This window comes from Streptomyces sp. NPDC033845 (genome assembly GCF_055576225.1).
In genome coordinates, this window is sequence record NZ_JBVIRI010000006.1 from 152,152 (window position 1) to 177,424 (window position 25,273).

21 protein-coding genes are annotated in these 25,273 nt (G+C 73.4%); 8 read left to right on the top strand and 13 right to left on the bottom strand.

What is annotated here, in order from left to right:
- Positions 1-153: 153 nt before the first annotated feature.
- The 4 genes from ACZ50K_RS15410 to ACZ50K_RS15425 all read right to left on the bottom strand — a co-directional run bounded on the left by ACZ50K_RS15410 (position 154) and on the right by ACZ50K_RS15425 (position 3,765).
- Positions 154-1,593 carry a glycosyltransferase 87 family protein gene (locus ACZ50K_RS15410; protein WP_468902753.1) on the bottom strand — a complete coding sequence of 480 codons (1,440 nt, stop codon included), beginning with the start codon at positions 1,591-1,593 and terminating at the stop codon, positions 154-156.
- A gap of 182 nt (positions 1,594-1,775) precedes the next feature.
- The gene (locus ACZ50K_RS15415) at positions 1,776-2,435 is read right to left on the bottom strand and encodes a class I SAM-dependent methyltransferase (RefSeq protein ID WP_468902755.1); all 660 of its coding nucleotides are present in this window, start codon (positions 2,433-2,435) and stop codon (positions 1,776-1,778) included.
- Positions 2,432-3,052 (bottom strand): TIGR04282 family arsenosugar biosynthesis glycosyltransferase, encoded by a 621-nt coding sequence (locus ACZ50K_RS15420; protein WP_468902758.1) that lies wholly within the window; start codon positions 3,050-3,052, stop codon positions 2,432-2,434. The genes ACZ50K_RS15415 and ACZ50K_RS15420 overlap by 4 nt, the downstream gene beginning before the upstream one ends.
- Positions 3,049-3,765, bottom strand: coding sequence for a glycosyltransferase family 2 protein (locus tag ACZ50K_RS15425; RefSeq protein ID WP_468902760.1), 717 nt, complete (start codon positions 3,763-3,765; stop codon positions 3,049-3,051). The genes ACZ50K_RS15420 and ACZ50K_RS15425 overlap by 4 nt, the downstream gene beginning before the upstream one ends.
- A 124-nt stretch (positions 3,766-3,889) precedes the next feature.
- Here ACZ50K_RS15425 and ACZ50K_RS15430 point away from each other — a divergent pair, with 124 nt between their 5' ends.
- Both ACZ50K_RS15430 and ACZ50K_RS15435 read left to right on the top strand, forming a co-directional pair.
- Entirely contained in the window at positions 3,890-4,624 is a 735-nt protein-coding gene (locus ACZ50K_RS15430; RefSeq protein WP_468902763.1) for a response regulator transcription factor, read from the top strand.
- A 106-nt stretch (positions 4,625-4,730) separates the two neighbouring features.
- Positions 4,731-5,843, top strand: a complete 1,113-nt coding sequence (locus ACZ50K_RS15435) for a sensor histidine kinase (RefSeq protein WP_468902766.1) — start codon at positions 4,731-4,733, stop codon at positions 5,841-5,843.
- A gap of 124 nt (positions 5,844-5,967) precedes the next feature.
- Here ACZ50K_RS15435 and ACZ50K_RS15440 read toward each other — a convergent pair whose 3' ends face one another.
- Positions 5,968-7,059: an NAD-dependent epimerase/dehydratase family protein gene (locus tag ACZ50K_RS15440; RefSeq protein WP_468902769.1), complete on the bottom strand. Its 1,092-nt coding sequence runs from the start codon at positions 7,057-7,059 to the stop codon at positions 5,968-5,970.
- A gap of 222 nt (positions 7,060-7,281) precedes the next feature.
- Here ACZ50K_RS15440 and ACZ50K_RS15445 point away from each other — a divergent pair, with 222 nt between their 5' ends.
- Entirely contained in the window at positions 7,282-7,905 is a 624-nt protein-coding gene (locus ACZ50K_RS15445) for a flavodoxin family protein (RefSeq protein WP_468902771.1), read from the top strand.
- A 198-nt stretch (positions 7,906-8,103) separates the two neighbouring features.
- Here the strand turns inward: ACZ50K_RS15445 and ACZ50K_RS15450 are convergent, their stop codons facing one another.
- From ACZ50K_RS15450 to ACZ50K_RS15485, 8 genes are all read right to left on the bottom strand, one after another.
- Positions 8,104-8,373: a protealysin inhibitor emfourin gene (locus ACZ50K_RS15450; RefSeq protein WP_468902773.1), complete on the bottom strand. Its 270-nt coding sequence runs from the start codon at positions 8,371-8,373 to the stop codon at positions 8,104-8,106.
- A gap of 136 nt (positions 8,374-8,509) precedes the next feature.
- A complete protein-coding gene (locus ACZ50K_RS15455) occupies positions 8,510-9,763 on the bottom strand; it encodes a cation:proton antiporter (RefSeq protein WP_468903221.1) in 1,254 nt (417 codons plus the stop codon).
- Between the two features lie 117 nt (positions 9,764-9,880).
- Entirely contained in the window at positions 9,881-10,780 is a 900-nt protein-coding gene (locus ACZ50K_RS15460; RefSeq protein ID WP_468902776.1) for a terpene synthase family protein, read from the bottom strand.
- 368 nt (positions 10,781-11,148) lie between these two features.
- The gene (locus tag ACZ50K_RS15465) at positions 11,149-11,844 is read right to left on the bottom strand and encodes a DUF5825 family protein (RefSeq protein WP_468902779.1); all 696 of its coding nucleotides are present in this window, start codon (positions 11,842-11,844) and stop codon (positions 11,149-11,151) included.
- A 101-nt stretch (positions 11,845-11,945) separates the two neighbouring features.
- Positions 11,946-13,847 (bottom strand): RiPP maturation radical SAM C-methyltransferase, encoded by a 1,902-nt coding sequence (locus ACZ50K_RS15470; protein ID WP_468902782.1) that lies wholly within the window; start codon positions 13,845-13,847, stop codon positions 11,946-11,948.
- A 123-nt stretch (positions 13,848-13,970) separates the two neighbouring features.
- On the bottom strand, positions 13,971-14,096 hold the full coding sequence (locus ACZ50K_RS15475; protein WP_468903249.1) for a hypothetical protein: 126 nt from the start codon (positions 14,094-14,096) through the stop codon (positions 13,971-13,973).
- Positions 14,093-15,901, bottom strand: a complete 1,809-nt coding sequence (locus tag ACZ50K_RS15480; protein WP_468902784.1) for a S9 family peptidase — start codon at positions 15,899-15,901, stop codon at positions 14,093-14,095. Before ACZ50K_RS15480 ends, ACZ50K_RS15475 begins: the two co-directional genes overlap by 4 nt.
- Complete coding sequence (locus tag ACZ50K_RS15485; RefSeq protein ID WP_468902785.1) at positions 15,898-17,163, bottom strand: MFS transporter; 1,266 nt, start codon at positions 17,161-17,163, stop codon at positions 15,898-15,900. Before ACZ50K_RS15485 ends, ACZ50K_RS15480 begins: the two co-directional genes overlap by 4 nt.
- A gap of 401 nt (positions 17,164-17,564) precedes the next feature.
- Here ACZ50K_RS15485 and ACZ50K_RS15490 point away from each other — a divergent pair, with 401 nt between their 5' ends.
- The 5 genes from ACZ50K_RS15490 to ACZ50K_RS15510 are packed head-to-tail and all read left to right on the top strand — an operon-like array spanning position 17,565 to position 25,265.
- Positions 17,565-19,019, top strand: a complete 1,455-nt coding sequence (locus ACZ50K_RS15490) for an acyl-CoA carboxylase subunit beta (RefSeq protein WP_468902787.1) — start codon at positions 17,565-17,567, stop codon at positions 19,017-19,019.
- Between the two features lie 16 nt (positions 19,020-19,035).
- The gene (locus ACZ50K_RS15495) at positions 19,036-20,319 is read left to right on the top strand and encodes a beta-ketoacyl-[acyl-carrier-protein] synthase family protein (protein WP_468902789.1); all 1,284 of its coding nucleotides are present in this window, start codon (positions 19,036-19,038) and stop codon (positions 20,317-20,319) included.
- The gene (locus tag ACZ50K_RS15500; RefSeq protein WP_468902790.1) at positions 20,316-22,001 is read left to right on the top strand and encodes a CoA-transferase; all 1,686 of its coding nucleotides are present in this window, start codon (positions 20,316-20,318) and stop codon (positions 21,999-22,001) included. The genes ACZ50K_RS15495 and ACZ50K_RS15500 overlap by 4 nt, the downstream gene beginning before the upstream one ends.
- A gap of 37 nt (positions 22,002-22,038) precedes the next feature.
- The gene (locus tag ACZ50K_RS15505) at positions 22,039-22,968 is read left to right on the top strand and encodes a ketoacyl-ACP synthase III (RefSeq protein WP_468902792.1); all 930 of its coding nucleotides are present in this window, start codon (positions 22,039-22,041) and stop codon (positions 22,966-22,968) included.
- A 32-nt stretch (positions 22,969-23,000) separates the two neighbouring features.
- On the top strand, positions 23,001-25,265 hold the full coding sequence (locus ACZ50K_RS15510) for a beta-ketoacyl synthase N-terminal-like domain-containing protein (protein WP_468902794.1): 2,265 nt from the start codon (positions 23,001-23,003) through the stop codon (positions 25,263-25,265).
- Positions 25,266-25,273 lie beyond the last annotated feature (8 nt).

The window sequence follows — 25,273 nt, forward strand, 5'->3', positions numbered from 1 at the left end:
CGACCACTCATCGACCGGCGCCCCCCCGTGACGGCGCCCTGGCGGACCAGGGCCCCGGATCCGACGGTGGCCCACGGGAGGACCGGGCTGAACGGTGAACGGGCGGGGCCCCGCACCGCGCGGGCGGCGGCGCGGCCCCGGAGCGGCCGGGGTTCACACGGCGGTCCTACGGTCGGGGGCCTGCCCCGCGCGGGCCGCAGGGCCGCTTCCCCCACGCCGGTGACGGAACAGGGCAGCGGCCAGGACGAGACCCGCCGCGGCTCCGTACGCGACGACGGCGAGTCCGGCGCCGTAGTGGAACGTCGGTCCGAGGACGTAGACGGCGGCGCCGGCCGGCGGGACGCCCAGCCATTCCCAGCGCCCGTCCAGGGCGACCAGCGCCACCAGCAGCAGGGCGTACCAGGAATAGCCGGGGGTCAGCAGGACGAAAGCCCAACCGGTGACCAGCAGGGCGCCGCTCCAGGGGCGACGCGGGTCCCCGCACCGCATCACGTACAGGGACACCGCCACGAGAACGGCGAGGAGGACGGGGAGCGCCCAGGAGTCGGGGAGCAGCAGGCGCAGCAGCGCGTAGCGCGAGCCCGCCGAAGGGTCGTCGTAGCCCTCCTCCTCCACATAGCCGCCGAGGTAGCCGAAGACCGACCCGTGGGAGAGCAGGACGTACGGCAGATAGGCCAGGGCCGTGAAGGCCGCGGCCGGCAGGAGCACGGTGGCCGCGTCGCGCGCGCGGCGGATGCCGGAGAGCGCGCCGGGGAGCACGACGGCGGGCATGAGCTTGGTGGCGACGGCCGCGCCGATCAGCAGGCCGCCCGTCGCCCGCCGGACCCGGGCCCGGGACGCGACGAGGCCGAGCCCCGCGGTGGCCAGCAGGACGCCCAGGACGTCGACATGGGCGTTGTTGACCGCCTCCAGCGGCACGGCAGGGCACCAGGCCCAGTACGCGGCGCCGCGGACGTCCCCGCCGCGCCGCCGGAGGATCAGCAGGAGCGTTCCGGTCACCCCCAGGGAGAGCAGGCCGGCACCGACCTGGACCGGCTTGTGCCGGGATCCGGCGGGCGAGAGCAGGTCGACGGTGAGGAAGTACGCTTCCGCGACCGGCGGGTAGATGGTGGGCACGCCCGGCCGGTTGATGCGGGTGCAGTGCCGCGGACCGGTGCCGGAGTGGGGGATGCGCGCCAGGTCCGGGCCGGTGCACGCGCCCCCCGTGGGGAAGAGCCAGGGGTCCCGCAGCCGGGCGAGCGCGGGGTCCTGGGGCGTGTGGTCGTACGGGGACACCCCCGCGGACTGGACCCGGCCGTCCCACACGTAGCGGTAGGAGTCGGTGCTGGTCCGCGGCGGCCCCAGAAGTCCCGTCGCCGTGACGGCGACCGCCCCCGCCAGCAACAGCGGGACGACGCTCCGGTCCGGGACGCGGCGCAGCGCCAGAAGGGCCGCCGCGAACAGCGCCCAGCAGGCCGCGTACCACCGGAACAGGCCCACCGGGGCGTTGAAGAACCCCCCGAACCGGACGGTCAGGACGAGGGCCGCGACGAGGGCCGTGAGGGCGGCGCCGGCGATCGCGGTACGGGTGGTGACGGTGCTGGGCGGGTTCACCTGCGCAAGCGTTCCAGGAGAAGGCCCGCCCGAGCCGCCGACGCCTCGGACGTCCCCGTTCCGTAAGGTGTTCCCCCACCCGCGCGGGCCGCCCGACGCGCCGGGCCGGCCGAACGGAACCGGCCGCCCGACGCTCCCGGCCCGTCGTCGCCGGGGACCCGTACGGGTCCCCGGCGCCCGGCTCACCGGCGCAGCTGCACGAAGTGCCGGCCGTCGACCTGCCAGCTGCCGCACGGCCGCCAGCCGGCGGCCCGGGCCGCCGCGCACAGGGCCCGGGTGCCGAGCCGGGCCCACCAGAAGAACGCCCCCCGGCCGCCGTCGCCGTCCTCCACGTACACCTCGACCCGCTCGTCCACATCGGCCGCCGCCGCCTCGACCAGCAGGGAGCCGCCGACCGCGGTGAGTTCGGCGGCCCGGCGCAGCAGGGCCGGGGGGTCGCCGCCGATGCCGATGTTGCCGTCGACGAGCAGGACCGTGCCCCAGTGGCCCTCGCGGGGTAGCGGGTCGAACACCGACCGGCACAGTGCGCTGCCGCCGGCGCGCACCGCACGCGACACGGCCTCCGGGGTGATGTCGACCCCCAGGGCGGTGTGCCCCAGCCGGGCGAGCGCGGCGACCAGGCGGCCGGGGCCGCAGCCCAGGTCGAGGACCGGTCCGGCGCAGTGGGCCAGCAGGGTGTCATCGGCCGCGTCGGGTTCGGCGCACCAGCGCTCCACCTCCAGCGGCAGCAGCCAGCCGTCCCGGCGCCTGAGGTAGAGGGGACCCCGCCCCGAGCGCAGGGCCTCCGCGTACGGGTCCGCCCGCCAGGCGGCCGCGGCCGGCTCGGTCAGCTGGGCGGTCACCTGGCCACCCCGCACAGTTCCTCGTGCAGGACGGCGAAGCGGGTCCCCGGCGAGGCCGCGGCCACCCGTTCCGCGTCGGCGGGCGTGTCCACGTCGCACAGCACGGGCAGATCCCGGACGGCCAGTCCGGCACCGTCCAGCCGACGCCGCTGCACCCTCCCCGTCTCGGCCACGGACATGGGCACCCCGAGGAGCAGGGCCGGGTCGGGGTCGGCCAGGCCGAGGGCCCAGAACCCGCCGTCCTCGGCGGGCCCGAACCAGGCGTCCACCTCGCTGAAGTCGAGTCCTCGGGCGAGGAGCCCGGGGGTGACCTGGGGGGTGTCCATCCCGATCAGCAGGGCGGGGCCGCCGGCCAGGGCGAAGGCGGCGGCCAGCCGGGCGTCCAGGCCGCCCGCACCCTGGGGGACGACCTCGATCCCGGGCGGGAGCCACGGCCCGGGCGAGCCGTCCAGGACGAGGATCCGGCGGTCGGCCGGGGTGTCCCGGACGGCGTCCAGGGTGTCCCGGAGCGCCGCCCCCGCGAGTTCGGCGGCCTGTTGCGGGCTGAAGGCGGTGGTGAGCCGGGTCTTGACCCGCCCCGCCACGGGCGCCTTGGCGATGACCAGGAGGGTGCTCATGCGGTGAGCCCCTCGGCGGGCTCGGTCCGGGGGCCGGACGGCTCGGCCAGCACCCGGCGCATGTCCCGTACGGCGTGCCAGGTGCCCCGCCAGGTGCCGGTCACCTTCGACCTCCCCGAGCGGGGCAGATAGGGGACGTCCGTTTCCGCCACCCGCCATCCCGCGTCGGCGGCCCGGACGACCATCTGGAGCGGGTAGCCGCTGCGTCGGTCGCTCAGCTCCAGGCCCAGCAGTGCCTGGCGCCGGGCGACCCGCATCGGCCCGAGGTCGTGCAGCCGCAGTCCGGTACGGCGGCGCAGCATCCCGGCGAGCGCCAGGTTCCCGGCCCGGGCGTGGACCGGCCAGGCGCCGCGCCCCCGGGGGCGGCGCCGGCCGAGCAGCAGGTCGGCCTCACCGTGCGCGACCCGTTCGGCCATGGGAACGAGCAGCCCGGGGTCCATGGAGGCGTCGCAGTCGCAGAAGGCCACCAGGTCGGCGCGGGCGGCGAGCAGCCCGGCGTGGCAGGCCGCCCCGAAGCCGCGCCGGGGCTCGTGGACGACCGCGGCTCCGAGGGAGCGGGCGATGTCCGCCGAACCGTCGGTGGAACCGTTGTCGACGACGATGGCGCGCCATCCGGCCGGCACCCGGGCCAGCACCCAGGGCAGGGCCTCGGCCTCGTCGAGGCAGGGAAGTACGAGGTCCGCGAGAGGCGGACGACAAGCGGAATCAGTCACCCTCCACACCGTAGGAAGCGGAAGGCGAAGAATCCGGCCGGGAGACCTTACGAAACGCGGACACCGTGACCGGGTGAACCTGTCCGGCGCCCCTCGGGCCGGTCTTTCGGTCCACTCTGGAGACATGGCACCGATCAACACGGAGAACACCCACGGGCGCACGGCCACCGCGAGCGCGGCGCCGCCAGGTGAGGTCACCGGCCGGATCCTCGTCGTGGACGACGACCCCACCGTCTCGGAGATCGTCGCCGGCTACCTGGAACGGGCCGGACTCACCGTGCACCGCGCCGCGGACGGCCCGGCCGCCCTGGCCGCCGCCACCCGGCACCGCCCTGACCTGGTCGTCCTGGACCTGATGCTGCCCGGTATGGACGGGCTGGAGGTGTGCCGACGCCTGCGGGCCCGGCACGACGGATCGCCCCCCGTCGCGGTGCTCATGCTCACCGCCCGCGGGGACGAGGAAGAGCGGATCCTGGGCCTTGAGGTCGGCGCGGACGACTACGTCACGAAGCCGTTCAGCCCGCGCGAACTGGTCCTGCGGGTGCGGTCCGTCCTGCGCCGGGCCACGGCGGCCGTTCCGGCCGGGGAGCCCGCGTTGTCGGCCGGCGGCCTGACGGTGGACCCGGTGGCCCGCCGCGCCACCAAGGACGGCACGGAACTGTCCCTCACCCTGCGGGAGTTCGACCTCCTCGCCTACTTCCTGCGCCATCCCGGGCAGGTCTGCGACCGGGAGCGGCTGATGCACGAGGTCTGGGGATGGGCGTTCGGCGACCTGTCCACGGTCACCGTCCACGTACGCAGGCTCCGCAGCAAGATCGAGAAGGACCCGGCCGATCCGCAGCTCATCCGGACCGTATAGGGCGCGGGCTACCGCTTCGAGGACGCAGGACCGTCCACCCGGACGGAAGGCGCGGCCCCATCCTCCCGGACGGAAGGCGCGGCCGCGGTCCCGACGGAGGACGCCCGTGCGTGACCTCCTGCTCATCGCCCTCTACGCCCTCCTCGGCGCGGGCGCCGCCGGGCTGCTCGGCGCCGTCGCGCTGCGGATACTGCGGCGGCGGAGCATGGCGGTGTCCCTCGCGGTCGTCGCCGCCGTCGCCGTGTCGGCGATGCTCGCCGGGACGCTCACGGTGGCCTGGGCCATGTTCCTGTCCTCCCACGACCTCGCCGTGGTGACCACGGTCGTCGCGATGGCCGCCGCGGTGTCCCTCCTCACCACGCTGCTGCTGGGCCGGCAGGTCGTCCTGCGGTGCCGCGAACTCGTCGGCGCGGCACGCGCCTTCGCGGAGGAAGGAGTCTTCACCCCACCCGCCGCACCCGCACCCGCGGAACTCGCCGCGCTCAGCCACGAACTGGCATCGACCAGTGATCACCTCGCCGCCCTCCGGGAACGCGAGCGGGCCCTGGAGACCTCCCGACGCGAACTGGTGGCCTGGATCTCGCACGACCTGCGGACCCCGCTGGCCGGACTCCGCGCCATGGCGGAGGCCCTCGAAGACGGCGTGGTCGCCGACCCGGCCCGCTACCACCGGCAGATGCGCGCCGAAGTGGACCGTCTCAACTCGATGGTGACCGACCTCTTCCAGCTGTCCCGCATCCACGCCGGAGCGCTCGCCCTCAGCCCCACCCGGCTGTCCCTCTACGACCTGGTCGGCGACGCCCTCGCCGCCGCCGACGCCCTCGCCCGCGAACGCGGAGTCCGCCTGGCCGGCTCCGGCGTGGCCCCGCTGCCGGTGGACGTCGACGGCAAGGAGATGACCCGGGTCCTGTCCAACCTGCTGATCAACGCCATCCGCCACACCCCGGCCGACGGCACGGTCGCCGTCGCCACCGAACGCCGGGACGACACCGTGGTACTGACCGTCACCGACGCCTGCGGCGGAATTCCGGAAGAGGACCTGCCCCGGGTCTTCGACACCGGCTGGCGGGGCAGCCGGGCCCGTACCCCTCCCTCGGGCGCGGGCCTGGGGCTGGCGATCGTCCGGGGAATCGTCGAGGCCCACGCCGGACACGCCCACGTCCGCAACGTGCCGGGCGGCTGCCGCTTCGAACTCACCCTCCCCGCCCCCGCGGTGTGAGCCGCCCGGCGCACCAGCACCGCATCCGGGGCATCCGCCGCGCACCCCTCCCCGGCGGGAGCCCGTCACCCACCGACGCCCCCGAGCGGGGCCCCGGCACCGGAGACCGCGGACCGGCGCCGCCTCAGCCGACCGGGCCGACCGGGCCCGCCGAGGCGCGCTGGCCCGCCGAGGCGCGCTGGCCGGCCCGGGCGAACTCCGCCATCCCCTCGGCGAACCCCACCCGCGGACGCCACCCCAGCTCCCGGCGCAGCCGCGCCGAGTCGGCGGTGATGTGCCGGACGTCCCCGAGCCGGAACTCCCCCGTGACCACCGGCTCCGGGCCGCCGCACGCCGCCGCCAGCGCGGACGCCATCTCACCGACCGTACGGGGGTCACCGCTGCCGGTGTTGAACGCGGTGAGGGTCCCGGCCGCCATGCCGCCCACGGCCTCCAACGCCACCGCGTTCGCCGCGGAAACATCCCTGACGTGGACGAAGTCCCGCCGCTGCGCCCCGTCCTCGAAGACCCGGGGCGCCTCACCGCGGGCGAGTGCGGAACGGAAGAACGAGGCCACTCCGGCGTACGGGGTGTCCCGGGGCATCCCCGGGCCGTACACGTTGTGGTACCGCAGGGACACCGCACGCCCCTCCACACAGCGCGCCCACGACGAGGCCAGGTGCTCCTGTGCCAGCTTCGTCGTCGCGTACACGTTCCGCGGGTCCACGGGGGCGTCCTCGCCCACCAGGCCCGGGGCGAGCGCGTCCCCGCAGTCGGGGCATCGGGGCTCGAACCGGCCGGCCGCCAGGTCCTCCGTCCGACGCGGCCCGGGACGCACCGTGCCGTGGGCGGGGCAGACGTACCGTCCCTCGCCGTAGACCACCATCGATCCCGCCAGCACGAGGTGCCGGACCCGTGCGGTCGCCATCTCCGCCAACAGCACGGCCGTCCCGAGGTCGTTGCAGCCCACGTACTCGGGCGCGTCCGCGAAGTCCTTGCCCAGCCCGACCATGGCCGCCTGGTGGCACACCGCGTCGACCCCGCGCAGCGCCGCCCGAACCGCACGGCCGTCCCTCACATCGGCGTGCAGGAACTCCGCGCCGGGCAGCGCCGGCGCCTGCGGATGGGCGGCGGGCAGCAGGGCGTCGAGAACCACGGGCTCGTGCCCGCGAGCCGTCAGTTCGCTGACGATGTGGGAGCCGATGAACCCGGCCCCTCCGGTGACGAGTACGCGCATACCGGCGACGTTACGCAGCCCACGCACCCCGCCCGCGCCCCCACGCGCACACGTAAGACTTTCGTCACCGACGGCCCCGGTGCCGTAGTAGGTGCCGAGGGTGGTTCGGTAGTCGGCGTCCCCGAGGTGCTTGTCCCGGTGGAACTGCTCACCCGGCGCGTGCCCGTGTCTGCCGGGTCCATGCATCCCGATGAAACGGGACCGGTGGGGTAGGCGCCTGACATGGAAGCCAAAGAAACCACTCCGCTGCGGGCCCTCGCCCTGGTGTGCACGCTGTCCCCCTCCCCGAAGCCGTCCAGCACCCAGCTGCTGGCCGAGCAGACCATGGAAGCGCTCGCCGGCCACGGCGTGAGCGGCAAGGTCATCCGCATCGCCGACCACGATGTCCGCACCGGCGTGGCCGTGGACCTGGGGGAGGGCGACTTCTGGCCGGAGATCCGCGAGACGATCCTGGGCACCGACATCCTCATCCTGGCCACCCCGATCTGGCTGGGTCACCCCTCCAGCATCGCCCAGCGGGTCATGGAGCGCCTGAACGCGGAGATCGGGGAGAGCGACGAGGAGGGCCGGATGCTCACCTACGGCAAGGTCGCCGCGGTGTGCGTGGTCGGCAACGAGGACGGCGCCCACCATGTGAGCGCCGAACTGTTCCAGGGCCTGAACGACTGCGGATTCACCCTGCCGGCGAACGCGGTGACCTACTGGGTGGGGGAGGCCATGCACGGAACCGACTACCAGGATCTGCCGAAGACGCCGCAGAAGACGGCCGCCACGACCGCCACCCTGGCGGCGAACACCGCCCATCTGGCCCGCCGTCTCAAGTACGCCGTCTACCCGCCGTCCTGACCCCCTGGACCGGGCCGCCCGATCCAGGGGCGAGGAGCTCTTCGACGCGCTGCTGGACGAATGGGGCTTCCCTGCCCGGGTGTGGTCGTCGTCCGACGTGTGATGACCGGCCTGCCACGGGCACCCCTGCCGGGTGCCGGTGACGACGGCGATGTCCACGGACCGGGAGGCGGCACCGGCCGTGCCGGTCCGGCAGGCTCAGACGGCCGTGTCCAGAACGGTGTCGATCAGCTGCCGCTCCTCCTCGGTGAGGTTCGGATCGTGCAGTTCCCGTTGCCTGCCGTCGACGCTGACCAGGTAGCCGAAGCCGTCCGGCACCGGGTGGCCCTGCACTGCGGGGCGCTCGGCGCCCAACACGAGCTCGGCCAGTTGCTCCAGCGAGGGCCCGTCGGTGCGGCATCGCGTCTCCAGCGAAGCGGTCCGCTCCCAGCCCGTGAATCCGCCGGTGCGGGTGACGGTGATCTGCATGGCAAGACCTCCTCGAAGTAGCCCACCGTCGCCTGCCCGCGGAAGCGTGCGGTGCCCCTCCAGGCACCCCGTCCATCGAACGATGTCCGAATGACGCCCACCCGTGGCCGGTCTCGACCGCTCGGCCCGGCCGGTCTCAGCCGGCCGGCGCCGAGCGGTCGAGACGGGCCGTGACCGGGGTGGCCGCGACTCCGTGCAGCAGTACGGAGAGCAGTACGGTGAAGGTCACCACCGCCCACAGCTCGCGCGCGGGCACGGCGAAATCGGCTTGGCCCAGCGCGTACGCCAGGTAGAAGAAGGAGCCGATCCCGCGGATGCCGAACACCGCGATGGCGGCCCGCTCCTTCCCGGCGGCCCGGCCGCGCAGCTGGACGGCCCAGCCGACCGCCGGCCGGATCAGGACGAACAGCACCAGCCCGAGCACGGCTCCGCGCCACGTCAGCGCGGCGAGACCGCCGTCGGCGAGGAACCCGCCGACGAGGAAGAGGAGGACCGCGGTGAGAAGCCTTTCGACCTGATCCGTGAAGGCGTGCATCACCCGGTGGTACCGATGCCCGCGCTCGGCGTTCCGGATCGTGCAGGCCGCCACGAACACGGCCAGGAAGCCGTAACCGTGGAGGAGCTCGGCCAGACCGTAGGCGGTGAAGGTCGCGGCGAGGGCCACGAAGCCCTCACGGTGCTCGGAGAGCCGCAGTGCCTTCGAGGAGGCCCGGAAGAACATCCGGCCCAGCAGGTATCCGACGCCGGACCCCACCGCCAGCCCCACCGCGCTGCGCACCAGGACGTCGCTCCACGCCCAGTGCCAGAGCCCGTCCGAGGACCAGCCCGTCGCCGAAGCCGTGGTGAGCGCGATGGCCGCCAGCACGAACGGGAAGGCGAGACCGTCGTTGAGCCCCGCTTCGCTGGTCAGCGCGAAGCGCACCTCGTCCTCGTCGTCCTCCTCATCGGTCGGCTCGCCGACGCGCACTTCCGCGGCCAGTACCGGGTCCGTGGGGGCCAGCGCCGCCGCCACCATCAGCGCGACGGCCGGCGGCCAGTCCACCAGCCACACCGCCGCGGCCGCCGTGAGCAGGATCGTCAGGGGCATGGCCAAACCCAGCAACCGCCATGTCGTCGACCAGGAACGAAGGCCCGGAGGCCGGTTGATGGCCAGTCCCGCGCCCATCAGCGCCACCACGACGCAGATCTCCGTGAGGTGCTCCACCAGTCCCCGGTACCGGACGGGATCGGCTGACGGGAGGGCGTCCAGCGGCAGCAGGAAGACGAGGAACCCCGCCGCGAGGAACACCATCGGCAGGGACAGCGGCCGTCTCGCCAGGGCGGTCGGCAGCACCGCCGCGCACAGAGCCCCCAGCCCCGCGCAGGCGTACACCACGTCGATCCCCGTCAAACCCAGCAAGCCGATCACCACTCCCGTACGAAGCCACGGGGACCGCCTACCCGGAGTCGCGAAGGGCAGCCATCGCGGCGGGCGCGCGATCACCGGCGCGGCCCCGCGGCCCCGCGGTCACGGCGGGGCGGGGGCGCGGTAGCGCCGGGTCTCCCGGCTCCAGACGTTGTTGCCGCCGATCCAGTTCCTGAGGTTGGCCAGGTACCCGGCGACACGGGCACCCTGCTCGGGGAGCGCGTAGGGGCGGGGGAGGGCCAGGGCCCGGGATTCGAGGTCGAGGAACTCCTCGATGAGCCGGTCATGGCCCTGTTCGAGGTGCCGGACGGCTTCGGGGGCGGTCATGCCCCGCCGCATCAGCAGGACGGCCTGGTTGCTGCTCTCGCCCTGGGCGAGGTCCTTGTCCAGGGAGTAGGCGTCGTTCTGGAGGACCACCAGGTCGGCGCACACCGTGCGCAGCCGGTGGAACGTCTCGCTCAACGCCAGCGGGAGAGCGAGCTCCCGGCCCTCCGCGGTCTCCCCGAACGCCAGCGACGGCCGGATCCCGATCGCGTTCCGCCGGACCTCGACGACATGCTCCAGGCTGGGCTGCCCGGTGTCGCGGCGCATCTGCGCTTCCAGGACGTAGGAGTACAGATAGGCGGCCACGTCGTCGGCGAACCGGCTCTGCCAGGACGGCCCCATCCCCCTCCGGCTGCGTACGCACAGCTCCGCGAAGGCCCGCACCAGGGGCGGCGCCGACGGCTTCAGCGCGCCCGGATCCCCGTACACGAACCGCACCATCGGGTCGACGACCGCCCGGACCAGGACCGGGTCCCGGCCCACGGGCCCGTCGAACCAGTCGTCGAAGGGAAAGAACCAGAACATCCAGTCCGACACCAGCCGCGCGCCCGAGCCCCGGGCGTCGGGATGGGCGTAGCCGGCGAGCCGGTCGAACCGCGGCTCGTCCAGCCGCCGGATCTCCTCCTCGCCCACGACGATCCCGGCATCCCGCGCCCACCGCAGACTGCCTTCGCGCATCTCCTGCACCCCCGGGTTCAGCCCGGTCGGCCACGGGATCTGGAAACACGGGATCGCGAAATCCGGGGCCGCCCCGCCCGCCCCGCCCGCCCCGGCCGGAGCCGCCGGGGTCCCCGCACCACGCGGACCCGGCGGACCGGCAAGACCGGTCGCGGCCCCCACAGCTCGCTCGTCCACGCTGCACCCCGTTCCTCACCGAGCCGGCCACTGGAAGCGATGCCGCACCGCCCGCCGTGCACGCGTTCGTCAGCGTGCCGGCGCGAAGGGAAGCACCTTCCATGGTCGACACCGGGACGGCTGCCGCATTGGGGTGGACCCCCAGTCTTTCTGGGCCCACGCGTCTCCGAGGCGGCTCCGGTCCCGGCCGCTCAGATCACCAGGGGTGCCTCCGACCAGCGGCGGACATGGTAGGGAGCCCACCACAGGTGGTCGCCGAATCGGAGCACCAAGGTCTCGGACATGAGGTCGTCCAGCACCGCCGGAGGGACGGAGCCGACCGGGGCGCCGTCGGTGAGGGTTCCGATCGCCTCGTGGTATTCCGGTTCGTCGATGGTGAAGCGCCGCAGTTCCCCGTAGCGGCGGTCCCGGACCTGGATGAATCCGGGACCGTACCGGTGGACGCACTTGCAGATGTAGTACGTGTTCCGCCACTCCAGCGCGGTGGCGGCCGGGTCCTCGGTGCCGAGGACGGCGGTCGGGGGATGGAGGTGGCCGAAGTGCCGCCAGGCCCCGGGGTCCGGGCCGGTACGGATCTGCCAGTCGACGGAGATCGCCAGGCTGGACAGATCACCGACGAAGCTCAGCGCGCGGACCGTCCATGCCGAGTCCGCCGGATCGGTGAGGTCGACCGGGCGCGGCAGGCAGACGTGCCGGGCCCCGGCGTCGAAGAGGCGCCGGGCGGCCTCGCCGCCGGTCATGTCGATGTCGAAGCGGCCCAGGGCCATGCTCGGGAGACCGGTCGTCCACGGGTCGTAGTCCCGGGAGGCCGTCACGGTGAAGGGGAGCGGCGCGTCCGCGCCGGTGCCGGGAACCCCGGCGGTCGTGCCGATCGGTGCGGGCGTCATCGTCATCTCTCTGCCGGATCTCCCTGTCGGATCTCTGTGTGTGTGGGCCCTGCGCGGAATCCGTGTGCCGCATCCGTGCGCCGACACCCCCTGGGGCCGGGTCAGGCCGTGGTCGCGGCGAGTTCGGCGTCACGGGCGGAGGTGTGACGCATGAAGTCGATCCGCAGGAACTCCTCGTTGAGCGCCGGCGGTGCGATCTGCACGAACTGCCCGCCGTCCTCGAACACGATGCCCAACTCCCGCCACCGTGCCAGGACATGATCCAGCACCTCCTCGCCCGCCCCGTGGTCGCGGGCGAGCTTGCGGGCGGCCGCCTTCACCGTGTGCGGCTGGTCGAGCAGCCGGAAGAGCGCCACCTCCCGCGGATCGGTGAGTTCCAGGTGCGTCCAGTCGAAGGCGCGGCGCCTGCTGACGAGGACGATCCGGTCCTCCAGGTCCCAGTGGGTGAGCCGACTGCCCGGATAGTTCCGCTTCCACTGCGAGATGCCCTCGTCCAGCCGTCGGACGACCTCCTCGCCGATACCGCGCGGCGGGACGTCGAAGACGTAGGCCAGGTCGTGCATCTCCGCTTCGGGGAGGTCGTAGGTGAGCCGGTACGGCTGGGCGGGCCGCAGCTCGGAAAAGCCCAGCTCGGGCTTGTCGAAGTACGGGCTGAACCGTTCGATCGCGATCCGGGAGGAGGGGCCGACGGGTGGGTTGAGGTGTTCCAGGGCGGCCAGCTGGGCCACCACGTCGTCGTAGTCCTCGGCGTCCTCACCGGGGAAGCCGTGCAGGTAGTTCCATGCCACGGACAGGCCGACGGTGGCCGCGTCGCGGAGCATCCGGACGTTCTGCCCGCCGGTCACCCCCTTGTCCATCAGGCCGAGCACCCGGCTGTTGAGGTTCTCGATGCCGGGCTGCACGAAGATGAGGCCCGCGTCGGCGAGGGTCTGGAGCTGGCCCCGCCGCATGTTGGACTTGATCTCGATGTGCATGCGCAGGTCGTACCCGCTGTCGATGATGCGCGGCAGGACGGTGTTGACGTACCCCATGTCGAGGATGTTGTCGACGACGTACATGTCCAGGACGCGGTGCCTGCGGGCCAGATCCATGATCTCGTCGTAGAACACGTCCGGGCTCTTGCTGCGGAACTGCATGAAGGAACCGTTGAGCCCACAGAAGGTGCAGTGGTGCTTCTCGCCCCACCAGCAGCCGCGCGCCCCCTCGACGACCAGCTTGGGCTCGACCCAGGTGCGGGCGTGCGAGGAGGCCAGACGCTCGAAGTACCCGGAGTAGTCCGGCGGCAGGATCGCGGCGGGCGGCAGCGGCCTGGTGCTCATCGCGTTGACGACGGAGGCGCCGTCCGGGCCGCGCCAGCACAGTCCGGGCACCTCGGACAGGGGCGTACCGGTGTCCAGCGCCGTGAGCAGGGCGGGGAAGGACACCTCGCCCTCGCCGCGCAGGACGTGGTCGACGAAGGTGAAGTTGCGGTGGACGGCTTCGCCCTGCCTGCCGTCGCAGTTGGCGCCCCCCATGGCCGTGACGATGTGCGGAGCGAGGCGCTTGACCTCCTTGGCGGCCGCGAGCGCGGCCGTGTTCTGCTGGAAGGTCGAGGTGAACCCGACGACGTCCGGAGCGAGTTCGACGATCCGCTCGGAGATGTGCCGGACGAACCCGGCAGCGGTGCGGTGCAGCGCCCGTGTCATCTCCATCCGGTCCTTGCGCACCTGCCCGCTCATCGCCTGGGTGAACTCGGCCACCCGCCAGTCGGGATCGTCGTAGAGGGCCGAGGAGAACACCCAGTCGCCGCATCCCAGGAAGTAGGAGCCGAGGGCGTAGTAGGAGTAGTCCTCCAGCGTGAACTCGCTGTTCCCGGTGATCCAGTCCACGTACTCGATATTGGCGTGCAGGACTTCGGCGGACGCGCCGGGCACGCACTCGTCGACACTGCGTTTGAGGATTCCGAGCGCCAGCGAAGGGAGGTCGATCGGGGCCCAGGGCATGTTCACCAGGAGTACGCGCACGGCTGGCCTCTTCTCATCGGATCAATGCGTCGACGGACGGAGTCGGGGGCGGGCGGGGAGTCGGGACCGCCTGGGCGGATGCCGGCCCCGCACCCGGGGGTGCGGGGCCGGCCCGTGCCGCTGCTACTCGTCGTCCTCCATCTCCTCCGCGGAACGGAAGTAGATGACGACGCCGACGCCCGGCTTGCGGCTCTCCTCGTCGCCTTCGAGCGGGTCGCCGTGGATGATGTCCTTCTGCATGCTGATCACCCCCTCTCCCCCTGCGGGGACGGCTCGGCCCGCGCGGGTGCCGTGGGCAGCCCGCCGCCGAGAAACCTCAGGGACCGCCTGATCACGGCCAGGTGGTCGGCTCCGTCGTAGCCGTCGTGACCGGAGTCCAGCCACATCAGTTCGTGGGGCACCCCGTTCACCCGCAGCACGTCCAGGTACGACTCGACCTGCTCCGGCGGGCACTTGGCGTCCCGCCGCGCGGCGACGACCAGGAGCGGTGAGCGGATGGCCGCCGCGTACGAGGACGGCGACGCGTGGGCGTAGGCCGCCGGAACCTCGTCGGGGGTGCCGCCGAACAGCTCGGTGTCCAGGGCCTGGAGGGCGGGCGTGGAGTGCCGGAAGGCGGTCACGCAGTCGGCGAGGGGCTTCACCGCCACGCCCGCGTCCCACAGGTCCGGGTGGGTGCCCAGGGCGAGCAGGGTCAGGTACCCGCCCCAGGAGGTGCCGCACAGGCCCACCGCGCCGGCCCGGCCGATTCCCTTGGCCAGGAGCTCCGCCCGGGCCCGCACCAGGTCGGCGACCTGGGTGTGGCCGACCCCCTCGGAGAACGCGGAGCGCCAGCGCGGCCCGTACCCGGTGGAGCCGCGGTAGTTGACCCGGGCCACCGCGTAGCCCGAGCCGACGAGGGCCTGGACCATGGGATCGTAGGCGTCGCGGTCGTGGTCGGCGGGGCCGCCGTGCACCAGGAAGACCAGCGGGTACGGTCCGGGCCGGTCGGCGGGTGTGGTGACGAAGGTGTGGACGGGGCCGTCGGGGCCGGGCGTCCACAGGTCCTGCCGGTGGCCGAAGGGGGGCAGCCGCCATCGGCTCTGCCCGGGGAGCGGCCCGCCCGACAGGGCCAGGGCGCGCGGCACGGTCACCGCGTCGGTCCAGAGGATGTGGACGTCGCCGTCCGCGGCGGGCGCCGCGTCCAGGATGCTGCCCTCCGGGGTGGGAACCGCGGTCAGCTCGCCGCGGTCGAGGTCGGCAGTGAAGAGCCGGCTGCGGCCGTGCCTGTCCTGCCGGAGGAGAACACGCGCGCCGGCCGTGCCGGGGTACCAGCGGGCGGTGGTCTCGGTGTCGAACGAGCACCAGGGCAGCAGTTCGAGTCCGTGTCCCGGGGCCCAGGTGCCGAGGTGGTACCGGCCCTGCCGCTCGCGCATCACCAGCAGCAGGCCGCCGCGGCCGGCTGCCGCCGACGGCGCGAAGCCGAGGGCCCATGTGGGTTCCCGGCTGCCGGACAGTACCGCGACGGTGGTGCCGTCCGGGGTCAGGACCGTCACGGCGCGGTCGGAGCGCGCGGGGCCGGACACCGCCAGCAGCGTCCCGTCCGGTGCGAGGCCGCACAGCGTGCCGGACTCCGTGGTGCGCAGCACCGGTGCGGCGGTGCCGCCCCGCCGCCCGATGTGGATGCCCAGTCCCCGGGCCGTCCTGATGCCGACGGCCGCCAGGCCGCTCGGGGTGAGTGCGAGCCCCGCCGGCCGTCCGTGGGGGACTCCGGCGAGTGCCGGCCGGTCGGGGCCGCCGTCGAAGTCCTGGGTGCGCCAGCCGCCGGCCCCGCCGCGGTCCTCGTCGAACCACCACACGGCCTCGTCGGCGTCCAGGGCGCAGAGCAGCGTGCCGTGGGGGCGGTCCGTCAGCTGCCGGCCGGTGCCGGTGGAGCGGTCCCAGGTGAAGATCTCGCAGCGGCCGTCGGCGTCCCCGGTGTACACCATCCGGTCCGGGTCGCGGGGGCTGGTGACCGGGAGCACCGGCCGGTAGACGCCGTACGTGCGGGTGGCCGGTTGCGGCGGGGCCTTCGTCATGCGGACGGCACCTCCCGCACCACGTGTGCGGCCCGGGCCGTCGCGTACAGTGCCAGCGCGGCGAAGGCCCCCGCGCAGCCCAGCGCCATCGCGCGGCCCCCGTAGGCCGCCACCAGGACCCCGGCCGCGAGGGGCGCGAGGACCGCGACGGCCTGGCCGGCGGTGCCCAGCACCGTGCCCATCCGGGCCAGCAGCCGGTCGGGGGTGAGCAGGACGGCCCGGGTCTGCAGAACGACCACCACGGACGGCACGATCAGGGACACGCAGCTCAGCAGGAGCCCGTACACCCAGGTCCGGGAGGCGAAGGCGAGGCCGGCGGCGGCGGGCACCATGGCCCACGAGGCGCCGGTCACGATCCGTCCGGCCGGGGTGCGCCGCACCACCCACGGCGCGGCGAGCGAGCCCAGCAGGCCGCCGGCTCCGGCCAGGGTGAGGATGAGGCCGATGGCGGAGGGGTCGGCTCCCCGGGCGTGCGAGGCGAACACGGCGTGGAAGTAGAGGGCGCCGAGAAGGGCGTTGATCCCGGCGGTCCACACCGTCACGAAGCGGAGGAAGGGCTCGGACCAGACGAAGCGGAGGCCCTCGGCGAGGTCGCGGGCGAAGGTGCTGGGCGGACCGTCCCGTTCGGGGGTGAGGTCGGTCCGGACGGCCTTGCTCAGCGCCGCCACCAGCAGGAAGGAGAGCGCGTCGGCGAGCAGTGGCACCCAGCGGGCCAGTTGGTAGAGCAGGCCGGCCAGGGAGGGGCCGACGATCTGCACGGCCTGGTCCCGGGCCTGCAGGTGCCCGATCGCCCGGGGGTACTGCTCGGGCGGCACGAGTCGGCGGATGGTGCCGGAGGCCGCCGCTCCGTAGGTGGCACTCGCCGCCTGCTCGACGACGGCGGCGAGGAGCAGGTGGACGAGGACCACGTGCCCGAGGGCGACGGCGACGAACACCGATCCCATGGCGGCGGACGCCACCAGGGCTGCCGCGCACATCATCGGTTTGCGGGGCAACCGGTCGGCGTGGACGCCGGCCACCGGGGCCGCCACGAGCCCGCTGACCAGGGCCACGGTGACGACGAGTCCGGCGACTCCGGCGGATTGCCCGGCGCCCAGCAGGACGAGCGGCAGCACCAGCGAGGAGGCGCAGGTCCCGAGGCCGTCCACGGCGCCCGCCGCCCAGAACAGCGAGAAGTCGCGTAATCGGAACGGGGACGGCGGCCGGGCAGGGGATAACTCGGGATCCGAGAGTTCCGACTCCCTCTCGGCCCTACCCGTCACGAATCCCGCCCGGGAGGTGTTGCCGACGCTGACGCACCCACAATGCCCCCTGGATAAGCGGACCCACGGACGACGAGGGGGGGAGCGTATCGAACGGGCACACCCCCCACAACACCCCGTTCGACCATGGTTTCCGATCATGGAGAACCCGGGGTCCGCACCGGGCCGGCACCGCTTCCGGGGACGGCCCGCCCGGCCGCCCCGGCGCCGCCCCGGGGCCGACGCGGTCGCGTTCGGCCGGGGTGCGGGCCCGGCGCATCGCGGCCGGTGGGCCGGAGCCCGGGCGCCCGGAGGACAATTCGCCGCTGACCGGTGCTTCGGGACGGCGTCGTCCTACGGATATCCGTAGGATGATCCGCGCGGCTCGACGCGACGATTGCGTGATGCGATCCCCAAAAGGAATGTCCACAGAGCGTTCTGTTCCGGCGAAGCCGTCGGCCGGGTCCGTTCCCGCCGCCAGGATCCGGGCGCTCGTCGACCCCGGAACCTTTTCCGAGGCTTTCGGCAAAGCCGCCCATCGAGCCAGCTCCTTCGGAATGCGGGAGCGTGAACTCCCCGGGGACGGGGTGGTGACGGGCACCGCGAGGATCGCCGGGCGCGACGTGTGCGTCTTCGCCCAGGACCCGCAGATCATGGGCGGGTCACTCGGCGAGGTCCACGCGGCCAAGATCGCCAGCCTCATGGATCTGGCCGGCCGGATTCGCTGCCCGATCGTCGCGCTGCTGGAGTCGGGCGGTGCCCGCCTGCAGGAAGGCATCGCGGCGGTCGACGGATACGGGCAGATATTCCGGCGCAATGTCCGGCTGTCCGGAAGGGTGCCCCAGATCAGCGTGGTCTTCGGGGCATGTGCCGGCGGTGCCGTCTATTCACCCGGGCTGACCGACATCGTCGTCATGGAGGCCGCGTCGGCGATGTTCCTGACCGGCCCCAGGGTGGTGAAGGCCGTCACCGCCGAGGACGTCACGGCCACCGAACTGGGAGGGGCGGAGGTCCACGCGCGCTCTTCGGGCGTGGTGCACCTCGTGGCCGGCGACGAGGCCGACGCTTTCGCTCAGGTCCGGCGGGTCCTTTCCTATCTTCCCTCCTCCTGCTGGCATCCACCGCCGGTCGCGTCCCCGCTGCCCGGCGCGGAGATCGACCCGCTTCCCGTCGAGGACCGTCACCCCTACGACGTGCGAACAGTGGTCCGCGGCATCGCCGACGCGGACAGCTTCCTCGAACTGCAACCGCGGTACGCACGCAATATCGTGGTCGGCTTCGCACGGCTGGAGGGACGGCCGATCGGTGTGGTGGCGAATCAGCCGGAGGTGATGGCCGGCGTGCTCGACATCGACGCCGCGGAAAAGGCGGCAAGGTTCGTCCGCATGTGCGACGCGTTCGGGATTCCCCTCGTGACACTGGTGGACACCCCCGGCTTTCTCCCCGGCACGCGACAGGAGCGCGGGGGCATCATCCGGAAGGGCGCCAAATTGCTCTACGCGTACTCGGAGGCGACGGTGCCCCGGGCGACGGTCGTTCTCCGCAAGGCGTTCGGCGGCGGATACGTGGTGATGAACTCCCGTGCGCTCGGAGCCGACGCCGTCTTCGCGCTGCCCGGCGCCCAGATCGCCGCGGTCGGCGCCGAGGGGGCGATCGACGTGGTCTGTCGGCGTGAGATCGCCCGGGCCCCGGAGATCCGGGAGCCGCTGCTCCAGCTCTACCGCGACGAAGTGATGACGCTCAGGACCGCGCAGGAACGGATGCTCGTGGACGGCGAAGTGGAACTCGCCGATATCCGAGGAGCCCTCGCCCGGGTCATCAGCCTGCACAGCGAGGCGGCTTCACCGGCATTCCGGCACGACAACATGCCGCAGTAGGAAGGAAGGGACGGCCGTGTCCTACGGAAGAAATCACAGCAGACGCGTCGACGAACCCGTGGTGATCACCGGAATCGGACCGGTCGTCGCGGGTGCGACCGGAATCACCGAGTTCTGGGAGGAACTCGTGTCCGGGCGTTCCCACATCAGTCGGGTCGACGAATTCCGGAACCAGGACCTGCCCACCTGGATCGGCGGCCGGATCACGGATTTCGACCCCCGCCCGCACCTCCCGCCCGGACTCGAAGGGCACGCTCACCGATACACCAGAGAAGCGCTGATCACGATCGCCTCGGTGAGCCACTGCCTGGCGGACGCCGGGCTGAAACCCGGAATGCCGAACCCCTCCGGCATCGCGACCGTCGCGGCGTGCTCACGAGGCCCTCTGGCCTGGTGGTACGACAACCCGGGGGACGGCCCCCACCCGGCGGACCGGGAACCGGGACGCAGCGCCATCCTGCACAGCCTGCCGGGCTCGCCCGGTTCCCTGGCCGCCATCGCCCACGGATTCCAGGGCGAGGTCATCACGATCGGCAACGCCTGCGTGAGCGGCCAGCAGGCCGTCGGCCTGGCCCGGGAGAAGCTCCAGCACGCCGACACCGAAGCCGTCTTCGTCATCGGACACGAGTTCCCCCTCGTCCCCCCTCTGATCAGGCTCTTCGCCGCGATGGGCGAGGGAGCGCTGTGCCGGCGCCGGGACCCCGTCGGCGCGATGCGTCCCTATCACCGCGCCCGGGACGGCTTCGTCCTCGGCGAGGGAGCCGTCACGCTCTGCCTGGAGCGGGCGTCGACGGCACGCAGCCGAGGCGCCCGCCCCTACGCCGAGGTCCTCGCCCACCGGACACGCAGTGAGGCCGGCCACCCCATGACCATGGACCTCTCCGGACGGCACACCGCGGACCTGGTCCGGGAAGTCCTGGCATCCGCCGGCCGCACCCCGGAGCAGGCGGGCTACATCTGCGGCCACGGTTCCGCCACCCACAACAACGACCTCGCCGAGGGCCGCGCGCTGGAGAACCTGTATCCGGGCCCGTCCTCACGGAAGCCCCCGCTGGGCTCGGTCAAACCGGTCTTCGGGCACCTTCTCGGTGCCAGCGGGGTGCTCAACACCGCCGCCGTCGCCCTGATGCTCCACCACCAGCGGATCGCCCCGACGATCAACTGCGCCGAACCCGATCCGCAGTGCGGACCGGACCATGTGACCGAAGGCGCCCGGCCGGCCCGCCTCGAACTGGCGCTGTCGCTCTCGCACTCCCTGGGGAGCCAGTCCTCGGTGATAGCCCTGGCCCGGTGCGAATGACCGGGCCCGCACCCCGGCGGCCCTTCGTGGCCCCGGACCCCGACAGCCTGGTCGCCGGCGTCCTGCGCCCCGGCATGCACGTGCACTGTGCCGTGACCCCTGCCCGCCCCAATGCCCTGATCAACGCCATGGCCCGACGGTTCGCCGGCCAGGCCGCGCTCACCGTCAGCGTGGCCTCCATCCACTCCACCGCACACGCACTGGCCCTTTCCGGCGCCGTACGCCACGTGGACACCTGCTTCCTCGGCGAGATCCACCCCGCGCCGCGCCCCAGCGTGCTCTACGCCGACGTCGACGCGGGCGTACCGTTCACCGTCGGCTCCTGGTCGCTGCTGAGTTACGTCCAGCGCCTCCTCGCCGCCGCGCAAGGCCTGCCGTACGCGGTGACGAGCTCCCTGTCGGGCAGCGACCTGCCGGCGGCCCTGCCGGGGCAGGTGCACACGGTCCCCGATCCCGGCCGCCCGGGCGAGCAGGTCACCCTGCTCAGCGCGGCGCGGCCCGACATCACCCTGGTGCACGGCGTGTGCGCCGACCGGCGCGGCAACGTCGTCATGGTTCCCCCCCTGGGGGAAGGGCCGTGGGCGGCCTACGCGGCACGGGAAGGCGTCATAGCCTCGGTGGAGCGCATCGTCCCGGACGCGGTCGTCGACGCGCTGTCCGACCGGGTGGTCGTCCCCGGCCAACGTGTCCTCGGACTGTGCGAAGCCCCGCGCGGCGCCCATCCACAGGCCCTGCGCACGGCGGGCATCGCGGGGATCGCCGCGTACGGCGACGACGACGCGTTCCTGACCGAGACGGTCCGCCAGTGCTCGACGCCCGACGGAGCACGCGCCTGGTACGAGCGGTGGATCGCCGCCGACGGCGGTCACGCGGCGTACCTGCGACGCCTGGACGCCTTCCACCCACCACGACGGGTCCCGTCCGGCCCGCCGCCCGGCCGTCCGGCCGATCAGGAACGGCTGGCCGTCCTGGCCGCACGCGCGATCACGGACCTGGTCCGGCGAGGCGGCTATGACACCCTGTTCGCCGGGATCGGTGTCTCCCATCTCGCCGTGTGGATGGCCGCCGCAATGCTGGAGGCACAGCACACACCGGTCCGCGTCTGCGCGGAGACCGGCCTGTACGGCATGCACCCCTCGCCCGGGGACCCCTTCCTCTTCTCCAGGGCGCACACGGAGAGCTGCGAAGCCCTCACCGGGGTCGTGGAATCGCTGGGCGGTATGGCAGCCGCGAACGGCCACCGCTGCCTCGGCGTTCTCTCCGCCGCCGAAATCGACCCGTACGGAGACGTCAACACCACCCGCACGGTCCGCGGCCGCCGGCTGACCGGGTCGGGAGGAGCCAACGACATCGGCTCCACCGTGGACTGCGTGGTCGTCGCGGCCGCCGCACCGCACCGGTACGTCCCCAGGGTCGCGCACGTCACCACTCCGGGCCGCCGGGTCCGGACGGTGGTGTGTCAGTTCGGCCGATTCACCCGGACCGCGGACCATGCGCCCTTCCGACTGGAGTCCTGGCTGCCGCCCGAAGGGAACGACGGACCGCAGGACCCGGCCGCCGCTGTCCGCATCCACACCGGATGGGACCCCGGGCCGCGCCCCGACCCGTACGAGGAACCCCCCATCCGTCCGGACGAGATCGCCCTGCTGCGCGGCTTCGATCCGGACGGGCACTTCCGTTGACCCGCGCGCGTACGCGGCGGCAGAGAGAGGATCCGGCATGCCACAGGGCGCATGGAGCACAGCGGGCATCGGCCTGCGCGGCCTCGGACACTACTATCCCGAACGGCACGAGGTCAGCACCGACGACCCCGCCGCCTTCGCCGAACTGGGGGTGCGGGCCCGTCACCTGGCGGGTCCGAAGGAGACCATGCGGGCGATGGCGGTCCACGCCGCCCGCAACGCCCTCGAATCCGCGGGCCGGGCGGCAGCCGACGTGGACGTGCTGATCCTGTCCAACTGCACCGACCGGAAGTGGTTCCCGGAGTCCGCCCCGCGTGTCGCCGTCGAACTGGGTGCCCACCGGGCTCTCGCCTTCGACGTGTGCGGAGCGTGCACCGGCTTCGTGCACGGGGTACAGCTGGCCGCCGCCCTGATGATGTCCCTCACGCACGTGCGGCTGGCGGTCGTCGTGTCCTCGGAGCAGTTCTCGCACCGTGCCAGGCCCGGCACCCGCAGCGCGCTCGTGGTGGGAGACGCGGCAGGCGCCGCCGTGCTCGCCCGGGACGGAGGGACCGGGCTGCTCGACACGGTCCTGCACACCGACGGCACCGAAGCGGATGTCTGCGCCATCGGGCAGGACGACGGCTGGATGCGCACGGACCGGCGCGTCGTCGAACTGGCCGTCCGCGTCCAGCTCGACGCGGTCCGGGAACTGCTCGCGCGCAACGGACTGGACCTCACCGAAGTGGACTGGGTCGTCCCGCACCCCGGCAACCAGGCGGTCCACTCCGCCCTGCGCGAGCGCCTGACGCACGCCGGCGCCCAGGTCGTCACCAACTTCGAGGAGTGCGGCAACACCGCCAGTGCCTCCATCCCCACCACCCTGTCCGAAAACGCGGCGGCGGGGCGCTTCCGGCCGGGCCAGTTGATCCTCGCGCCCACGGCCGGCGCCGGCTGGTACAGCGGTGGCCTCCTGTTCCGCCTCTGACCGCTCTCCCCCACGAAGGAGCGTGCACCACGATGAGCGAGCCCTTCCACGGCGCCCGCCCCCACCCCGCCATAGTGGGTTTCGGCATCGTCACAGCCGGCGCGAACCGACCCGAAGAGTTGTGGGAAGTGCTGCGCGACGGCACGCCCACCCTGACGGACAGATCCCTCCGCTTCGACTACGACCACTTCCACGACCCCGACCCCACGGCCGAGGACAGCGTCTACGCACGGGGCTTCGCCGGCATCACCGCCTTCACCCCGCATCCCGCGCTCCGGCGTGAAATCGACGCCGGCACGGCGCCCGTGGACGTCACGGCCCGGTGGCTGCGGCACTGCCTGATGTACGCCCTCGACACCGTCACCGTCCGCGAGCGCGACCGCTGCCTGTTCGTGCTCGGCTATCCGCTGCCCGGATCGCTTGAGCTCGACGAGGAGCTCGTCGCTCGCACGGCCGGGCTCCCGCACCGCCACGACGGAACGCACCACCTGCCCCACGAGATCGCCAGGTCCGCCGTCAGCGGGCTGCTCCCGGCCGATGCCGACGTGCTCGTCATCGACAGCGCCTGCTCCTCCGCCCTGTACGCCGTCGACATCGGAGCCCGCGCGCTGCGCACCGGCGAGGCCGACCTCGCGGTGTGCGCGGGCGCGTACGCGGTCACCCCCCGCGACTGCGTGGCCTTCGCCAAGGCCCGCGGCATGTCCCCCTCCCTGGTGCTGCGCGCCTTCGACGAGGCCGCCGACGGTGCCGTGCTCGGCGACGGTGCCGGCGCGGTGGTCCTGAAGGACCGGCGGCGAGCCGTCCGGGACGGCGACCGCGTACGGGCGGTCATCGCGGGAATCGGCACGTCCACGGACGGCAGGGGGAAGGCGATCTACGCTCCCGACTCCGCGGGGCAGATCGCCGCGCTGCACGGAGCACTGCGGGACGCGGCCATGGCACCGACCGACGTGGACTGGGTCATCGGCCACGGCACCGGCACTCCGGTCGGGGATCGGGCCGAACTCACCTCGCTCGGCACCGCGTACGCCGCTCACACCGGTCTGCCCGTCACATCGAACAAGAGCGTTCTCGGTCATTCCTGCAACGCGTCCGGTGTGGTGTCACTGGGCCAAGCGCTGCTGTCCCTGGAGCACGGGACGATCCTCAGGCAGCACCACTTCCACCGCTGCCCCGAACCCTTCGCGGACCGGCCGACCCCGCTGACGGTCCCGCGGGCCGACATCGCCTGGCCGGCGCGCGCCGACCGGGTCCGAACGGTCGGCCTGTCCAGCTTCGGCTTCGGAGGCACCAACATCCACCTGCTGCTCAGCGACGCAGCCCCGGAACCGACTCGCGGCCGGCGGCGAAGCGCCGTCCGGGCGGCGCCCGAGGACGTCGTCGCCATCGGCTGGGAGGCCGTGCTCCCGGACGCTCCGGCTTCCGAGGAGGTCGCCGCGTGCCTGCGGGCCGGCCGCTGGACGGTCCCCGCCGCGTTCGGCGACCCCTATCCCGCGCCCTCGCCGGCCGTGACCGCCCTCGCTCCGGTGACGGCCGGGCGGATCGACCGGACGCAGCTGATGGCCCTGGAGTGCGTGGAGCGGTTCACCAGCCGCTCCGGTGTCCCGTGGGCCGGGGCGGCAGCCACCACGGGGGTCTTCGCCGGCCACATGGGACCGACCCGCGCAGGTGTGGAGTACACCCTGCGGTGCCATCTTCGGCAGACGAGCGCCCGTCTGGGCCCGGGCGACGCGTCCCGGCGCCACGGTGACCAGGTGCGTGGGCACGTACCACCCGTCTCCCTGGACACCGTCGCGGGAGTGATGCCCGGCTGTGTGGCGGCCCGGATCGGCAAGCGGTGGGACACCCGTGGGATGACCATGGCGGTCGAGAAGGGATGGCAGTCATCGCTGGGTGCCCTGGCCGTCGCGTTCGCGGCGCTCTCGGCCGGAGACCTGGACTTCGCCCTGCTGCTGGGCGCACACGGCAACAGGCTGCCGGCACTCTCCTCGCTGCTGCAACCGTACGGAGTGCGCGAGGAACTGGCCGAGGGTGCCTTCCTCATCGTGCTGGCCCGCCGGGGGGCCCTGCCGGACCCGGGAGCATGGGCGCCGACGCGCTTGCGGCGGATCGCACCGGACCGCGTCCGCCAGGACGGGCCCCGGTTCGCATGCGGGCCCCTCGGCGGACGAACCTATGCGGGGGGCGACGGCGCCGTGGCCCTGCTGCGGGCCCTGACCCATCCGGCGGACCGGACGTTCGTGCTGCCGGGCGGGACCGGTACGGGCCCCGCCTGGCAGCTCGACAGGCGCTGGTGACGCGGGGC

Coding starts and splice junctions, on each gene's coding strand:
- ACZ50K_RS15420 (WP_468902758.1), bottom strand. CDS start 3,052: ATGAGCACCCTCCTGGTCATCGCCAAGGCGCCCGTGGCGGGGCGGGTC.
- ACZ50K_RS15430 (WP_468902763.1), top strand. CDS start 3,890: ATGGCACCGATCAACACGGAGAACACCCACGGGCGCACGGCCACCGCG.
- ACZ50K_RS15440 (WP_468902769.1), bottom strand. CDS start 7,059: ATGCGCGTACTCGTCACCGGAGGGGCCGGGTTCATCGGCTCCCACATC.
- ACZ50K_RS15445 (WP_468902771.1), top strand. CDS start 7,282: ATGGAAGCCAAAGAAACCACTCCGCTGCGGGCCCTCGCCCTGGTGTGC.
- ACZ50K_RS15450 (WP_468902773.1), bottom strand. CDS start 8,373: ATGCAGATCACCGTCACCCGCACCGGCGGATTCACGGGCTGGGAGCGG.
- ACZ50K_RS15460 (WP_468902776.1), bottom strand. CDS start 10,780: ATGCGCGAAGGCAGTCTGCGGTGGGCGCGGGATGCCGGGATCGTCGTG.
- ACZ50K_RS15465 (WP_468902779.1), bottom strand. CDS start 11,844: ATGACGCCCGCACCGATCGGCACGACCGCCGGGGTTCCCGGCACCGGC.
- ACZ50K_RS15480 (WP_468902784.1), bottom strand. CDS start 15,901: ATGACGAAGGCCCCGCCGCAACCGGCCACCCGCACGTACGGCGTCTAC.
- ACZ50K_RS15490 (WP_468902787.1), top strand. CDS start 17,565: ATGTCCACAGAGCGTTCTGTTCCGGCGAAGCCGTCGGCCGGGTCCGTT.
- ACZ50K_RS15500 (WP_468902790.1), top strand. CDS start 20,316: ATGACCGGGCCCGCACCCCGGCGGCCCTTCGTGGCCCCGGACCCCGAC.
- ACZ50K_RS15505 (WP_468902792.1), top strand. CDS start 22,039: ATGCCACAGGGCGCATGGAGCACAGCGGGCATCGGCCTGCGCGGCCTC.
- ACZ50K_RS15510 (WP_468902794.1), top strand. CDS start 23,001: ATGAGCGAGCCCTTCCACGGCGCCCGCCCCCACCCCGCCATAGTGGGT.